Source organism: Flavobacterium cryophilum (assembly GCF_048286555.1).
In the GTDB taxonomy this organism is placed as follows: domain Bacteria; phylum Bacteroidota; class Bacteroidia; order Flavobacteriales; family Flavobacteriaceae; genus Flavobacterium.
Genome location: NZ_JBLVPZ010000001.1, coordinates 404,318 through 420,448, shown reverse-complemented (window position 1 = coordinate 420,448; position 16,131 = coordinate 404,318). Strand labels below are relative to the sequence as shown.

At 35.0% G+C, this 16,131-nt stretch carries 15 protein-coding genes and 1 pseudogene; 15 read left to right on the top strand and 1 reads right to left on the bottom strand.

Going from position 1 to position 16,131, the window contains the following annotated elements; all coding sequences use genetic code 11:
* The first annotated feature begins 90 nt into the window (after nt 1-90).
* The 12 genes from ACNQGJ_RS01965 to ACNQGJ_RS01910 all read left to right on the top strand — a co-directional run bounded on the left by ACNQGJ_RS01965 (nt 91) and on the right by ACNQGJ_RS01910 (nt 13,048).
* Nucleotides 91-501, top strand: a complete 411-nt coding sequence (locus ACNQGJ_RS01965) for a BrxA/BrxB family bacilliredoxin (RefSeq protein WP_417970596.1) — start codon at nt 91-93, stop codon at nt 499-501.
* Between the two features lie 405 nt (nt 502-906).
* Nucleotides 907-2,085: a DNA cytosine methyltransferase gene (locus tag ACNQGJ_RS01960; protein ID WP_417980303.1), complete on the top strand. Its 1,179-nt coding sequence runs from the start codon at nt 907-909 to the stop codon at nt 2,083-2,085.
* Entirely contained in the window at nt 2,085-3,200 is a 1,116-nt protein-coding gene (locus ACNQGJ_RS01955; RefSeq protein WP_417970602.1) for a hypothetical protein, read from the top strand. Before ACNQGJ_RS01960 ends, ACNQGJ_RS01955 begins: the two co-directional genes overlap by 1 nt.
* 426 nt (nt 3,201-3,626) lie before the next feature.
* Nucleotides 3,627-5,012, top strand: coding sequence for an oxygen-dependent tRNA uridine(34) hydroxylase TrhO (gene trhO, locus ACNQGJ_RS01950; protein ID WP_417970604.1), 1,386 nt, complete (start codon nt 3,627-3,629; stop codon nt 5,010-5,012).
* Nucleotides 5,013-5,033: 21 nt separating this feature from the next.
* Complete coding sequence (gene tnpA, locus ACNQGJ_RS01945; protein ID WP_417970606.1) at nt 5,034-5,474, top strand: IS200/IS605 family transposase; 441 nt, start codon at nt 5,034-5,036, stop codon at nt 5,472-5,474.
* Nucleotides 5,475-5,839: 365 nt separating this feature from the next.
* Nucleotides 5,840-7,081 carry a peptidase U32 family protein gene (locus ACNQGJ_RS01940; protein WP_417970608.1) on the top strand — a complete coding sequence of 414 codons (1,242 nt, stop codon included), beginning with the start codon at nt 5,840-5,842 and terminating at the stop codon, nt 7,079-7,081.
* Nucleotides 7,081-7,311, top strand: coding sequence for a ferredoxin (locus ACNQGJ_RS01935; RefSeq protein ID WP_417970610.1), 231 nt, complete (start codon nt 7,081-7,083; stop codon nt 7,309-7,311). Before ACNQGJ_RS01940 ends, ACNQGJ_RS01935 begins: the two co-directional genes overlap by 1 nt.
* Before the next feature lie 186 nt (nt 7,312-7,497).
* Complete coding sequence (locus ACNQGJ_RS01930) at nt 7,498-8,766, top strand: PSP1 domain-containing protein (RefSeq protein ID WP_417970612.1); 1,269 nt, start codon at nt 7,498-7,500, stop codon at nt 8,764-8,766.
* Nucleotides 8,750-9,229 carry a gliding motility lipoprotein GldH gene (locus ACNQGJ_RS01925; RefSeq protein WP_417970614.1) on the top strand — a complete coding sequence of 160 codons (480 nt, stop codon included), beginning with the start codon at nt 8,750-8,752 and terminating at the stop codon, nt 9,227-9,229. The genes ACNQGJ_RS01930 and ACNQGJ_RS01925 overlap by 17 nt, the downstream gene beginning before the upstream one ends.
* Before the next feature lie 9 nt (nt 9,230-9,238).
* Nucleotides 9,239-11,548, top strand: a complete 2,310-nt coding sequence (locus tag ACNQGJ_RS01920; protein WP_417970616.1) for a penicillin-binding protein 1A — start codon at nt 9,239-9,241, stop codon at nt 11,546-11,548.
* 136 nt (nt 11,549-11,684) lie between these two features.
* The gene (locus ACNQGJ_RS01915) at nt 11,685-12,386 is read left to right on the top strand and encodes a CoA transferase subunit A (protein WP_417970618.1); all 702 of its coding nucleotides are present in this window, start codon (nt 11,685-11,687) and stop codon (nt 12,384-12,386) included.
* A gap of 2 nt (nt 12,387-12,388) precedes the next feature.
* Nucleotides 12,389-13,048, top strand: a complete 660-nt coding sequence (locus tag ACNQGJ_RS01910) for a CoA transferase subunit B (RefSeq protein WP_417970620.1) — start codon at nt 12,389-12,391, stop codon at nt 13,046-13,048.
* Nucleotides 13,049-13,145: 97 nt separating this feature from the next.
* Here ACNQGJ_RS01910 and ACNQGJ_RS01905 read toward each other — a convergent pair whose 3' ends face one another.
* Entirely contained in the window at nt 13,146-13,967 is an 822-nt protein-coding gene (locus ACNQGJ_RS01905) for a DUF5694 domain-containing protein (protein WP_417970622.1), read from the bottom strand.
* A gap of 85 nt (nt 13,968-14,052) precedes the next feature.
* Between ACNQGJ_RS01905 and ACNQGJ_RS01900 the strand changes: the two genes are divergently transcribed.
* The 3 genes and pseudogenes from ACNQGJ_RS01900 to ACNQGJ_RS01890 form a co-directional block, all read left to right on the top strand.
* The gene (locus tag ACNQGJ_RS01900; protein WP_417970624.1) at nt 14,053-15,150 is read left to right on the top strand and encodes a sensor histidine kinase; all 1,098 of its coding nucleotides are present in this window, start codon (nt 14,053-14,055) and stop codon (nt 15,148-15,150) included.
* On the top strand, nt 15,147-15,863 hold the full coding sequence (locus ACNQGJ_RS01895; RefSeq protein WP_417970626.1) for a LytR/AlgR family response regulator transcription factor: 717 nt from the start codon (nt 15,147-15,149) through the stop codon (nt 15,861-15,863). Before ACNQGJ_RS01900 ends, ACNQGJ_RS01895 begins: the two co-directional genes overlap by 4 nt.
* An 8-nt stretch (nt 15,864-15,871) precedes the next feature.
* Nucleotides 15,872-16,027: pseudogene (locus ACNQGJ_RS01890) on the top strand (succinyl-CoA--3-ketoacid-CoA transferase); the annotation flags it as partial.
* Nucleotides 16,028-16,131: the final 104 nt, after the last annotated feature.

Below are 16,131 nucleotides of genomic sequence, written 5' to 3'. Positions count from 1 at the left end.
AACAAAACTTTATAATTCAACTCCTATTCTTGATTGTAAACTTTGTAACTTTGCAACTTGAAGTTATTATTTATTTAAAATAAAAAAGATATGTATCCAGAAGAAATGGTAAAACCGATGCAAGAGGAATTAACCGCTGCAGGTTTTCAAGATTTACATAGTGCTGAAGCAGTAGATAACGCAATAAAATTAGAAGGAACAACACTTGTAGTTGTAAATTCGGTTTGTGGTTGTGCTGCCAGAAACGCACGTCCAGGAGCAAAAATGAGTTTAGATGGCGCTAAAAAACCAGACCATTTAATCACTGTTTTTGCAGGAGTTGACAAAGATGCAGTTGATGCTGCCAGACAACACATGTTCCCTTTTCCTCCATCATCGCCAAGTATGGCTTTGTTCAAAAACGGAGAATTAGTCCACATGTTAGAGCGTCACCACATTGAAGGTCGCCCAGCGGAATTGATTGCTGAAAACTTAAAAGACGCTTTCAACGAGTATTGCTAAAAATTCTATTTAGAATGCATTAACCCTTTCCGAGTTTAGAACTCTGAGAGGGTTTTTTATTTATAAACTTTGTGAACTTTACATGTTTTTTATTTGGAGCTTTTTCCAGCTATTCGTTACAATCTTTTTTTCCGCTAAAAAGCGGATAAAAAAGGATTTCCACTGCTATCTAGGCTAAAAGATATTTGGTGCTAGAAAAAGAGGTGTATATTTGATGGTATTAAATAGTTAGGTGAAACCTTATTTCAACACAAAGTCAAGTAGTAATATTTTCAATTTTTGTATTATAACCTTTTAATAATAAAATATATTTTGGCTTCAAATAATTTTTCGATTTTGTAAATTGCGCAGCAAGAAATTAAATTAAATTAATTTATGGTTAGTTATTCAACAATAAAAAACAAATTGAAAATCGAAGTTGAACGCGAAAATAATATCGGTATGGCCCACCTTACGCATTATTTTCAAAATCATATAAATGGTGTTTCTCAACATTATTTTGAACCTGCAACCAAATATTTAAAAAAAATATCCGATGATTTGAATTTTGTTGAAGAACCCCAAATGCAACAACTACTACCAATGCAATTTGATGTTCCATTCCCACCGCCAATAAATTATGATTTTACATTCATCGATTTATTTGCAGGTATTGGTGGATTTAGAATACCAACACAGGAAATAAATGGAAAATGTGTATTCACTTCTGAATTTAATTATCATGCACAAAGAGCTTATGAAATTAATTTCGGAGAAGTTCCTTTTGGAGATATAACCAAACTTGATTTAAATATTGTTCCCAAACATGATGTTTTAATGGCCGGATTTCCGTGCCAACCATTCAGTATATCAGGTAAAATGAAAGGGTTTGAAGATACCAGAGGAACATTAATCTATAATGTTTTAAAAATTATAGAATTAAGAGAACCAAAAGTTGTTTTGCTTGAAAATGTAAAACATTTAGTTCATCATGATAAAGGACGCACTTTAAAAACAATATTAAAACATTTAGAAGAACTTGGATATAAAACTTCATTTGAAATACTAAATGCTTCCGATTTTGGTGTTCCTCAAAATCGTGAAAGAATTATAATTATTGGACATAAAAAGAAAACTTTTGACTTTTCAAAAATTAAAACAAAACCGAAACCAATTTTAAAGGGTTTTCTTGATAAAGATGTGCAATTTGAGTATTTAAATGAAGCATATACATTAATTCCAGAATATAAAACTCAAGCAAGTGGTTTAATATTTATCGGTTATAGAAATAAAACTATTAGAAAAGCAGGAGTTAGACCTGGAACCGAAAATCTTTCACGAGTTCACAAACAACCTAATAGAATTTATTCTTCCGATGGTTTACATCCTGCTTTACCTTCACAAGAGAGTTCAGGACGATTTTGGATTTATGATAATGGACAAGTTCGAAAGTTAACAATAAATGAGTGTTATAAAATAATGGGATTCCCAGAAAAATTTATTAAAATAAATAATTTAAGTGAATTATATAGACAAGTCGGAAATAGTGTTTGCGTTCCAATGGTCAAAGAAATAATGAAGCAAATCAAAACACAACTTTTATAATGGCTATACAAACACCTAACGAATTTTTAAATAAACTTTACAATGAGGCAATGTCTACGATTGGCTCTAAAGAAACAATTACTTCTATACTTAAACAGAATGAAAAAGATTTACTTGATATAATTTTAAAGTATTCCGAGCAAGCTAAAGCTTGTTTGGCTGTTGTTATGACTAGTTTAACATACAAACATTTTAATCCAGATCAAGACATTAGGAAACACCAAGCAAGTATTGATGATGGATATGCTGGAAGAACTTATGATCAAAAAAACATCACCCCTTTTTTAAAAGTTCAAAAATTTCCTGCAATGCAATCTGGAAGTGGTTGGCTTACTCGTTCTTTTGAACAAAAAATGCCTTTCAATAAAAATTTTACAGGGGCAATTAGCCCAAAAGAATTAAAGGTCGTGTTTTTAGATGTTTTAGACAATATTGAAAACAGAGCTAATTGTAAAGAATACTTAAATTACCTAATTCAAGGGTTAATTATACAGCGTAATAAACAAACTATAGATTTGGCAAAACCAACAACTTTGTCAATTAGTTCAATCTTAAATTTACTCGATAAACATTTTAGTAGTTCTTATAAGGCAGATGGAGCATCACGTTTACCAGTTTTAGCAATTTATGCCGCTTATGAATGTTTAATAAATGAAACTAAAAGATTTGAAAACAAACAATTATTACCATTAGAAAATCATACGTCATCGGATAAAAGCAGTGGCCGAATTGGTGACATTGATATTTTAAATGAAAAAAACAGAGAGTTCGAAGCTGTAGAAGTTAAATACGGAATTCCCATTACTTTACAACTTGTTCAAGATGCTTATTCTAAATTTCAAACTACACCTGTAGACAGATATTACATATTATCAACTGCTACAGTTAATAAAGACGAATGGGAAAAAATTGAAGTTGAAGTTCAAAGCATAAAAAATGTTCATGGGTGTCAAGTTATTGTAAATGGAATTATGCCAACTCTTAAATATTATCTTCGACTTCTTACGAATTCATTCGAATTCATTGAAAATTACGTAAATCTTTTAGAAGACGATAATTCTTTAAAATATGAACATAAAGAAAGATGGAATAAACTCATAAGCGAGATGAGATAATTTATAATACTAATAACGTAAAGACATCGCTTAACGTCTAGCAAACTAGGCTGAAAATCCGCGCTCCTGCACGAATCCTTTCGTGTGGCTCGAAGCGGTAATTACAATTTCGGAAAACTAAACATTCAATTTACCGCAAATATCTAGCCCAGATTACTTCACTGGATTATATTTTTATAGGAGTTCAGTGAACTTCGTTTGCAGCGGCATCCTCTTGTTGTAGCGATAGCGGAAACAAGAGATATAGCGAAAAGCTGGACATCGAAGATTCAGTGAAGCTAAAAAATTAAACCATTAAGGCATTCAGGTGAATTAAGCATGCCTTGTTATTGATTGTGGACCTTAGTTCCTTAAAAACTTTGCCCCTCTGAACCTTTTGCCTACTTTTGCAAAAAATATATTTCTCAACTTAAAACTGTTTATAGCATGCAACTGTATAACACATTAAGCGCAGAGGAAAGAGCCATCATGATTGATGATGCCGGAAAACAACGTCTTACGTTGTCTTTCTATGCTTATGCGCAAATCTCAAATCCAACACAATTTCGTAACGAATTATTTCTGGTGTGGAACGCTCTTGAAGTTCTGGGTCGAATTTATGTAGCCAGTGAGGGAATCAACGCCCAATTATCATTGCCTGCTGATCATTTCTATGCGTTCAAAGATTCGATCGAGGTCTATGATTTCATGAAAGGAATCCGATTAAATATTGCCGTAGAACAAGACGATCACTCGTTTTTGAAACTCACCGTAAAAGTCCGTGATAAGATTGTGGCTGACGGTTTAGTCGATGAAACTTTTGATGTGACAAATATCGGAATTCATTTAAAAGCTAAGGAATTCAATGAACTTCTAGAAGATCCAAACACGATCGTGGTCGATATGCGAAATCATTATGAAAGTGAAATTGGACATTTTACCAAAGCTATAAAACCAGATGTGGATACTTTTCGGGAATCATTACCCATTATCGAAGAGCAACTTGCGGAACACAAACAAGACAAAAAATTACTGATGTATTGCACCGGAGGAATTCGCTGCGAAAAAGCCAGTGCTTATTTCAAACACAAAGGTTTTGAAAACGTATACCAACTCGAAGGCGGAATTATCGAATACACCCGTCAGGTAAAAGCCGAAGGTTTAGAAAGTAAATTCATTGGGAAAAACTTTGTATTTGATCACCGCTTGGGCGAAAGAATCACAGACGATATTGTTTCGCAATGTCATCAATGTGGCGCACCTTGTGATGTGCATACCAATTGCGTGAACGAAGGCTGCCATTTACTTTTTATCCAATGTGACTCTTGCAAAGAAAAAATGGAAGGTTGCTGTTCTGCTGAATGTGTGGATGTAATTCACTTGTCGGAAGAAGAACAAAAAGCCATTCGCAGAGGCATTAAAAACGGAAATAAGATTTTCAAAAAAGGAAAATCAGACGTTTTGACTTTCAAAAATAATCAAGATCCATTAGCAGCAGTTCTGAATCTTAGTGAATTGGCTGAGTCAAAAATTGCTCGCAGAGTGGCTACCATTCTCAAAAAAGAAATAAAGATCAAAAAACAATACATTGGAAAAGGAACTCACTTTTTTCCAAAACCAAGCGTTGCTCAATTTCTGATTGAAGAAGGAGAAATCAAAATTGGTGATACAGTCTTGATTAATGGGACTACAACTGGAGAACAACAAATGATAATTGAAGAAATGTTTGTTAACGATCTCAATGCTAAAATCGCTATTTCAGGAGACATTTGTACCTTTAAATTGCCATTCCGAATTCGGTTATCTGACAAATTATATAAAATTGTAGATTAGTGGAAATTTAAAACTAATTATATGCCGCATTCTTTTAATAAAATATGGATTCATGCTATTTGGGCAACCAAAAATCGTCACGAATTAATAGATTTTTCAATAGAGAAACAAGTATATGAATACATCCGACAGGAATTAATTGACTTTGGATGTCCCGTCAGAATCATTAATGGAATGCCTGATCACGTTCACGCCTTATTTTTATTAAATCCACAAAAATCAATTGCAGACGTAATAAAACAAATTAAAGGCAGCTCTTCACATTCTATAAATGGAGAGAATTTAATGCTTGAAAAATTTGCTTGGCAAACAGGCTATGCCGCTTACTCCGTTAGTGAATCTCAATTAGAAGCCGTTTATAATTATATAAAGAATCAAAAGCAACATCATTTAAAAAAAAATTCTCAAGATGAATATGACGAATTTATAAAATTACATGGATTAAACTCTTCCCACGATTGAAACGTAATCTATGCACAAAATGTGAACAAACATGAAACCATAGCCAACCGTTTCAACGGTTGGAGATAATTGTGTGGAACCAATTACATAAAAAACAATGTGGGGATTCATTACGTCCATTACGTTACCCACGATTGAAACCGTGGGCTATATGCAAAATGAGAACAAACATGGAACCATAGCCAACCGTTTCAACGGTTGGAGATAATTGTGTGGAACCAATTATAAAAAAAACAATGTGGTGATTCATTACGTCCATTACGTTACCCACGATTGAAACCATGGGCTATGCACAAAATGAGTCAAGCATTAAACCATAGACAACCATTTCAACGGTTGGAGACAATCATAAGAAAAAAAATAAAATGACATCGAATAACAAAATAGAACTTATGGCTCCCGCTGGGAACTTTGAGTCGCTTCAAGCTGGAATAGACAACGGAGCGGATTCCGTTTACTTTGGCGTAGAACAACTGAATATGCGAGCACGCGCAACGGTAAATTTCACCATGGACGATTTACCGGAAATAGCAAAACGCTGCGAAGCTAAAAATGTTCGAAGTTATTTGACCTTGAACACCATCATTTACGATCACGATTTATCCGTCGTAAAAACATTATTAAACAAAGCCAAAGAAGCTAATATCACTGCGGTTATCGCTTCTGACCAGGCGGTTATCGCTATGGCGAGAGGCATCGGAATGGAGGTCCATATTTCAACTCAATTAAATGTGACCAACATTGAAACCATAAAGTTCTACAGCCTATTTGCAGACACGATGGTTTTGAGTCGAGAATTGAGTTTACGTCAAGTAAAAAGCATCACCGCTCAAATCGAAAAAGAACAGATTAAAGGCCCTAACGGAAACTTAGTGGAGATCGAAATCTTTGGTCATGGCGCTTTGTGTATGGCCGTTTCAGGAAAATGTTATTTGAGTTTACACTCCAACAATTCCTCCGCAAATCGTGGTGCGTGTAAACAAAATTGCCGCAAGAAATACACTGTTATTGATCAGGAAACCGGTTTTGAAATCGAAGTCGATAACGAATATTTAATGTCTCCAAAAGATTTATGCACCATAGATTTTTTGAACCAAGTCATTGATTCCGGTATTAAGGTGTTAAAAATTGAAGGCCGTGGCCGTGCTCCTGAATATGTTGCCACCGTTATTAAAACCTATCGGGAAGCCATTGAAAGTTATTATGAAGATTCGTTTTCTAAAGAAAAAGTAGCAGATTGGATGAAAGCTTTAAACACCGTTTACAATCGTGGTTTTTGGTCCGGTTATTATCTCGGACAAGAATTGGGCGAATGGAGTGATGTTTCCGGATCGATGGCTACACAGAAAAAAGTCTATGTGGGCAAAGGAACCCATTATTTCCCGAAAGCCAACATTGGTCAATTCAAAATTGAAGCTTACGACATCAAAATTGGAGATAAAATTCTGGTGACAGGACCAAGCACCGGAGCGCAGGAAATGATTATCAACGAAATGTTTGTCAATGATGTTACGGCTGACAAAGCCACCAAGGGCGATGATTGCACTTTAAAACTACCTTTCAGAATCCGAATGTCAGACAAATTATATAAAATTGTAGAAGCCTAATGGTTATTGTTACGTTACAAAGGGACAAATGCATTGGCTGTAATTATTGCGTTGAAATGGCGCCGGTTCAGTTTCAAATGTCCAAGAAAGACGGAAAATCAGTTTTGATTCATTCGCAAAATACCAAAGGTTTTTTTACTTTAAAATCACACGACCACACGATTGTTGAACGCTGTGAATTGGCGGCAAAAGCCTGTCCGGTCAAAATAATTTCGGTGAAAGAAACCTAAATTTTTTATTAAAAATTGATTTGGATTTAACCCATTACAGCTCAATTGTAATGGGTTTTTTTATTAAAAATTTATGATTTATTGGCGCAAATAGGCATTGTGACGTAAAATTAAAAAATACTATCTTTACGCTTTAAACGTTTTAAGAACTTAAGTTGTGCTCGTCGCAACACTACATATAAAATTATGGCATGTACAAGTTGTTCAACTACTGATGGTGGTTCACCTAAGGGTTGTAAAAATAATGGGACTTGCGGCACCGATAGCTGCAATAAATTAACGGTTTTCGATTGGTTATCTAATATGAGTTTGCCTAATGGCGACGCCCCTTTTGACTGTGTTGAAGTACGTTTTAAAAATGGAAGAAAAGAATTTTACCGCAATACCGAGAAATTAACGTTAAGCATGGGCGACATCGTTGCTACTGTTGCTTCCCCGGGTCATGATATAGGAATTGTTACTTTGACAGGAGAATTAGTTAAAATTCAAATGAAGAAAAAAGGTGCTAATTACCTGGGCAATGAAATTCCAAAAATTTACAGAAAAGCATCCCAAAAAGATATTGACATTTGGTCTATAGCAAGGGACAAAGAAGAGCCTATGAAGGTTCGTGCCCGCGAACTGGCGATTGCTCAAAAACTGGAAATGAAAATTTCTGATATTGAATTTCAAGGGGATGGATCAAAAGCCACGTTTTATTACACAGCAAATGACCGTATTGACTTTCGTGCACTAATTAAAGATTTTGCGAAAGAATTCAGTACTCGTATTGAAATGAAACAAGTGGGATTCCGTCAGGAAGCCGCTCGATTAGGCGGAATAGGTTCTTGCGGAAGAGAATTGTGTTGTTCAACTTGGCTAACCGATTTTAGAAGTGTCAACACCTCCGCGGCACGATACCAACAACTGTCATTAAATCCACAAAAACTAGCGGGTCAATGCGGTAAACTAAAATGCTGCCTGAACTATGAATTGGATACATACATGGATGCGTTGAAAGATTTTCCCGATTTCGAGACAAAATTGGTGACTGAAAAAGGAGACGCGATTTGCCAAAAACAAGATATTTTTAAGGGATTAATGTGGTTCGCTTACACCAATAATTTTGCCAATTGGCATGTTCTAAAAATCGAACACGTCAAGGAAATTGTTGCCGAAAACAAATTAAAAAACAAAGTTTCCTCGTTAGAAGATTATGCTATCGAGCTAATTGTTGAGCCAGAGAAAAATTTCAATAATGCAATGGGTCAGGAAAGTCTGACTCGTTTTGACCAGCCGAAACCAAAGAAAAAACAGCATAAAAAACGCAAACCGGCCAGTGAAAATGGAACGGCGGCAAATACCATCAAAGCGCCTGCAACCAACAACATTACTAACCGTCAGAATTCAAATGACAAAAAGCCTGTTGAACCAAGAAAACCAATAATTATTACTAAAAATGTGGATAAAAAATAGCGCTTTACTTCTTTTGGTGGTAATTCTCTTTTCTTCTTGTGATAAAAAAAGGGTTTTTGATGAATATAAATCTGTTGGTAGTGCGTGGCACAAAGACAGCATTGTTACCTTCACTTTACCCGAATTAGACTCCACAAAACGATATAATTTATTTATAAATGTTAGAGATAACAGCAATTATCAGTATAATAATCTGTTTTTAATTGTGGCCTTGGAATTACCTAACGGTTTCACAAAAGTGGACACACTTGAATATCAGATGGCAGATTCGGACGGAACACTATTAGGCAATGGTTTTTCGGATATAAAAGAAAGCAAACTCTTTTACAAGGAAAATGTCAGGTTCCGATCAAAGTACAAAGTGTATATCAAACAGGCTGTTAGAGAAAACGGTAAAATTCCCGGCGTAACGGCCTTAGACGGAATAACAGAAGTAGGTTTTAGAATAGAAAAAAAAGAATAAAATAGTATTATGGCTATCAAAAAAAATAACAATCCAGCAAGAGGAAATGTAAAAGACATTGCGCACTATCAAAAGCAATTTTGGAAAATATTCTTTATAGGCGTGGCTGCTGTAGGTTTATTTTTCTTATTTGCTTCATGGGGAATCTTCGGTTCGATGCCTTCTTTTGAAGATTTAGAAAATCCCGATTCAAACTTAGCTACCGAAATCATATCGGCTGACGGTGTGGTTTTAGGGAAGTATTTCGAAAAAAATAGGTCTCAATTACGGTATTCAGACTTACCAAAAAACTTGGTACAAGCACTAATCGCAACTGAAGACGCCCGTTTTTATGAACATTCCGGTATTGACGGAAGAGGAACTCTGAGAGCTATCTCTAATTTAGGAACAAGCGGCGGAGCGAGTACGTTAACACAGCAATTAGCCAAACAATTGTTCCACGGCGAAGGGTCCAAATTTCTGCCTTTTAGAATTGTACAAAAAATAAAAGAATGGATTATCGCTATTCGATTAGAAAGACAATACACTAAAAATGAAATCATTGCCATGTATTGTAACGTATATGATTTTGGCAATAATTCTGTTGGAGTAAGTTCTGCGGCAAAAACCTATTTTTCTAAAGAACCAAAGGATTTAACCATCAGTGAATCGGCAATATTAGTGGGGATGTTTAAAAACTCCGGTTTATACAATCCTATCAGAAACCCTCAAGGGGTAAAAAACCGCAGAAACGTGGTGCTTTTACAAATGGAAAAAGGAAAAATCATTTCGAAAGACGAGAAAGAAAGACTTCAAAGCTTACCGATCAAATTAGATTTTAAATTAGAAACACATAAAGATGGTACGGCTACATATTTTAGAGAATATTTGCGTGACTACATGAAAAAATGGGCCGAGGAAAATAAAAAGTCAGATGGTTCTGATTATGACATTTATAAAGACGGTCTAAAAATTTACACCACCATTGATTCCAGAATGCAATTGCATGCTGAAGAAGCGGTGACAGCCCATATGGCAAATCTACAAGAAGAGTTTTTCGCTCAATCTAAGGGCAATAAAAACGCGCCTTTTGTCAATATTTCTTCGGTTGAAACACAGCGTATTCTAAATCAAGCTATGAAATCCTCGAACAGATGGGCGGTGATGAAATCAATGGATAAAAGCGAGGAAGAAATTATAAAATCGTTTAGCGAAAAAACAGAAATGACTGTATTTTCTTGGAAAGGAGAAAAAGACACGATCATGACGCCGTTGGATTCTATTCGGTATTACAAACACTTTTTGCAATCTGGATTGATGGCAATGGAACCACAAACGGGTAATATCAAAGCTTGGGTTGGCGGTATCGACTACAAATATTTTCAATACGATCACGTAGGACAAGGTGCCAGACAAGTTGGTTCGACTTTCAAACCTTTTGTGTACGCCACGGCTATCGAGCAATTGAATATGTCTCCCTGCGACTCGATTCTTGATGGGCCCGTTATAATCAGAAAAGGGCGTCACAATGTTACCGAGGACTGGGAACCTAGAAACTCTGACAACAGATACCGCGGAATGGTTACCTTAAAACGAGGATTGGCAAATTCCATAAATACTATATCAGCAAAATTAATTGATAAAGTAGGTCCGGAAGCCGTAATCGATTTAACCCATAAATTAGGCGTTAAATCCGAAATTGTAAACCAACCATCCATTGCATTAGGAGCTGTAGAAATAACCGTTGAAGATATGGTTGCCGCCTATAGCACCTTTGCCAATCAAGGGGTTTATATGAAACCTCAATTTATAGCTAAAATAGAAGATAAAAGTGGCGTTATCATTTACGAGCCAATACCCGAATCGCATGATGTTTTAAACAAAGACATTGCTTATGCAGTTATAAAATTATTGGAAGGAGTAACTGAAGGTGGTTCTGGAGATCGTTTACGCACCACTGGTGGCGGTAACGGAGACAACCGCTGGACGGGTTATCCTTATTCGTTTAGGAATCCAATTGCGGGAAAAACAGGTACTACTCAAAACCAGTCTGATGGTTGGTTTATGGGAATGGTTCCTAATCTTGTAACGGGAGTTTGGGTAGGTTGCGAGGACCGTTCTGCTCGTTTCAAAAGCATTACTTACGGTCAGGGAGCCACAGCCGCATTACCAGTTTGGGGTTATTTCATGAAACTGTGCTATGCTGATCCTGCTCTTAAAGTTTCCAAGGCAGCCTTTGAAAGACCAGCAAATCTATCTATAAAAGTAGACTGTTACGTTCCTAAAAAGGTAATAGACACGACAATTGTAGAACAAGATACCGAAGAATTTGAATTGTAATTTCATTATTTCTCTCGACTAAATTTGGAATTAGGAGCTATTTCCAGCTGTACACTATATCTTTTTATCTTGTCTCGTTTTGAGAACGAGACAAAATAAAAAGGATGCCGTTTCCATCTGGGCTAAAAAACAAACTATGATTAACAAAAAAGTAAACAACGTTCAGGAAGCCCTTCAAGGAATTGAAAACGGGATGACCATCATGCTAGGCGGTTTCGGATTATGTGGTATTCCCGAAAATTCCATTGCCGAATTAGTAAAAAAAGAAACTACGGATTTAACGTGTATTTCAAACAATGCAGGTGTTGATGACTTTGGACTTGGATTGCTGTTGCAAAAGCGTCAAATCAAAAAAATGATTTCTTCTTACGTAGGCGAAAACGCCGAATTTGAACGCCAAATGCTTTCCGGCGAACTCGAAGTGGATCTTATTCCTCAAGGGACTTTAGCCGAACGTTGCCGTGCGGCACAAGCTGGAATCCCCGCGTTTTTCACACCAGCCGGTTATGGAACTGAAATAGCCGCAGGAAAAGAAGTTCGCGAATTCAACGGGAAAATGCATGTTATGGAACACGCTTTCAGTGCTGATTTTGCCATCGTAAAAGCATGGAAAGGCGATGAAGCCGGAAACTTGATATTCAAAGGAACTGCAAGAAATTTCAATCCATGTATGGCCGGAGCGGCAAAAATTACCATTGCCGAAGTCGAGGAATTAGTACCCGCAGGAACTTTAGATCCAAACGAAATCCATATTCCAGGAATACTCGTAAATCGAATTTTTCAAGGTGTGAAATATGAAAAAAGAATTGAACAACGAACCGTAAGAAAAATTTTCTAATTATGGCTTTAGATAAAAATCAAATTGCACAACGCATTGCAAAAGAATTAAAACACAACTATTACGTGAATCTTGGAATCGGAATTCCAACATTGGTCGCTAATTATGTTCCAGAAGGAATTGACGTCGAATTTCAAAGTGAAAACGGAATTCTCGGTATGGGTCCATTTCCTTTTGAAGGCGATGAAGATGCTGATTTAATCAACGCAGGAAAACAAACCATAACGACTTTGCCTGGAGCAAGTTTCTTTGACTCCGCATTCAGTTTTGGGATGATTCGTGGACAACATGTTGACTTAACAATCCTTGGTGCCATGGAAGTTGCCGAAAACGGTGATATTGCCAATTGGAAAATCCCTGGTAAAATGGTTAAAGGAATGGGTGGCGCAATGGATTTAGTGGCTTCTGCCGAGAATATTATTGTGGCCATGATGCACGTTAACAAAGCAGGAGAATCTAAAATACTTAAAAAATGTACCTTACCCTTAACTGGTGTAGGGTGTGTTAAAAAAGTCGTTACTGAACTAGCCGTTTTAGAAATAACACCGCAAGGATTCAAATTATTGGAGCGAGCACCGGGTGTAACCGTCGAACATATCCTGGCTTCTACCGAAGCTGATTTAATTATTGAAGGAGAAATTCCAGAAATGGATATTGATTAATTACCTCGAAGGATTAATAACAAAGGCTGTCTAATAAACAGCCTTTGCTAAATACAACAGATTTAGTCGTTAACGTTTTACAAAAAAAAGATATTATTTATTTTAAATAATCAGAAACTGAAACCAATTCATATTTCGGACTTCTTTTCATAAAATCTGCAAAATAAGAAGCGTGCAGTCCGCCTGAAAGTATAAAAACTCGGTCATTTTCATTCATGGGTATCCTATTTATGTTTGAAAACATTCTTAAATTTCTTTTATACAGTTTAGATGCCTCGTCTGCTCCCTCGAATCCTTTTTCCGTACCAACATAAGTTAGAATATCTGCATTTATATTCAAGAGAAAATCTTGATATTTTGGATTGTTTATTGTCCTCATCTTATCGATAAGTGAAAGATGATCTATTTTCCGACTCAATTCGGGTGACTCTTTCAATGGATTATTCACGTAGTTTCGATATGTTACTGAATCGATTGCATTTACAATTTCTTCTCCAATAGTATAGTTGTATCCCATTTTATGGTCAATGCCATAAAGCTTTTTCACATTACTTAAACGTCCAACCTCAAAAGCGACCAAACTGACCTCACTCCAATTTGTTTCTAAATCTTCCGCCGTTTTCAAATATTCTTGATAAGCCAAATTTAATCCATCTTGGTTTTCTGGTGTGATTTCCACACAAATAATGGTTGGCTTGAACTTAGCGATCATTTCATTCAGCTTCCTAATTTCATCTTGTTCTTTTGCTCCGTCTTCATTAAAATCGGTTTTGGTTGCATCATTAGTTTCACTCATGTGAAAAGTACCTACGTTCAATACTTTAATTTTTGAGTTTGAATCCAAAATTTTATTCTGAGCGAAAAAAGAAATACTTACTAACGACAAACTTACTACTAGAATTACTGAGTTTAGTTTCATGCTTAAAAGTTTTAATGTTTATAATGTCCAAAAATATGATGACGCTTCATATAGGGACTTCTCTTTTCGACAAACATGCCTAATTATGGCATTAAACACTTATCATCAAAATGTAGGTGTTGGTCGAAAATCTCCCATTAGAACACAGAAGTTTTCTGTATATTTGAAAATGAAAAAATCAGTTTTAATAACAATTCACTTATTTTTTTGGTTGGTATTTTGCTTCAACTATCAATATGTCTACAGTAATGACGGAATAGCCTTTAATACTATTAGCACTTATTTATTTTTATCCTTTTTAACTGTAAATCTAGTTACTTTCTACACTCATTATTGGGTTGTTTTGCCTCAATTTTTTAATCCAAAAAAGATTGAAATTGTATTTATATTAATGCTTATTAGCTTCATATTTTTTGGGTTATTTCGCTTTGCAATTGAAGAAATCATATATCCGAAATTATTAAATTTTAGAAATTATAACACAGATATATCAATCACTTATTACTTATTTGACAATCTCTATTATGGCGCTAATTCTATCTTAACAAGCTCATTAATCTGGATTTTAGACTATTCATTAAAAACAACAAATGAAGCCAACACACTTCGATCAGAAAAAACAAATGCAGAGATTAGCTTCTTAAAATCGCAAATGAACCCACACTTCATCTTTAACACATTAAACAACATTTATTCATTAGTTTATTCTAAATCAAATCAATCCCTAATTGCTATTGAGAGCTTGAGTAAATTATTGCGATATATAAATCAAACCAGTACTCAGATGAATATTGAAATTCTAAAAGAATGGGAATACATCGAAAATTATATTGAATTGGAAAGCATAAGACTAAATGAGCCATTAAACATCATCATTCATAAAAGTGTAAGCCACGATGCTTTAATTCAACCTATGCTGTTAATTCCATTTATTGAAAACGCTTTTAAACATGGAGAGCTATCTGACACAGAGATTCCTTTTAGTATTTTTTTTGAGGCAGATTCCGGCAAAATAAAATTTGCTGTTTCCAATAAAATCAGTAAATACTTAAAAGATGACTCAACAGGGATCGGAATAGAAAACATTAAAAAACGACTACAAATCACTTACCCGAACAAATACAAATTGAACATAAAGCAAACCGAAAATCTATTTTCGATTGAATTAGAATTAGAATTATGAAAATAAAATGTGCAATAATAGATGACGAACCATTAGCCTTAGGGCTATTAAGGAACTATACTAATAATGTCCCCTTTTTAGAATTAGTTTTTGTAAGCAAAAATCCATTGGATATAATACCTTTTTTAGAAACAAATACTATTGATGTACTGTTTCTAGATATTCAAATGCCACAAATTAATGGCATGCAATTATCCAGAATAATAACCGATAAAACACGAATTATATTTACTACAGCCTATAAAGAATTTGCTCTGGCAGGATATGAGTTTAATACCGTAGATTATCTTTTAAAACCCATTACATTTGATCAATTTTACAAAGCTGCTCAAAAAATTAAATTACTTGTTAGCAATAACGTTCCAAGCTACAAAGAAATACCTCAACCAAAAGAAGAAAATTTATTTTTCTTTGTTAAAACAGATAGTAGGTGGGTAAAAATTTCCTATAATGAGATTAAATATATTGAAGGCTTAAAAGATTATGTGATGCTCCACACTCAAAATGAGAAAATAATAGTTCTAGAAAACTTAAAAGAGTTAGCCGTAAATTTAGAAGATAAAGGATTTATGAGAGTTCACAAATCCTTTATCGTTAATTTAAATAAAATAACAAGTATCGAAAGAAATCGAATTTTTATTGAAAAAGAAATAATCCCTATTGGAGATACATTTAGAGAAATATTCTTGCAATGGTTTGCAAAAAAGAAGTAACAATGCCTGAAAAAGCCGTTACTGAACTAGCCGTTTTAGAAATAACACCGCAAGGATTCAAATTACTGGAGCGAGCACCGGGTGTAACCGTCGAACATATCGTGGTTTCTACTGAAGCTGATTTAATTATTGAAGGTGACGTTCCAGAAATGGTTATTGATTAAGCCCTGCTCTTAAAATACACAAAAACCACAATCTCAATAGCAATTGAGATTGTGGTTTTTCTTTATATGACAATACCTAACTGCCTTTTTATAAATCGCATCTG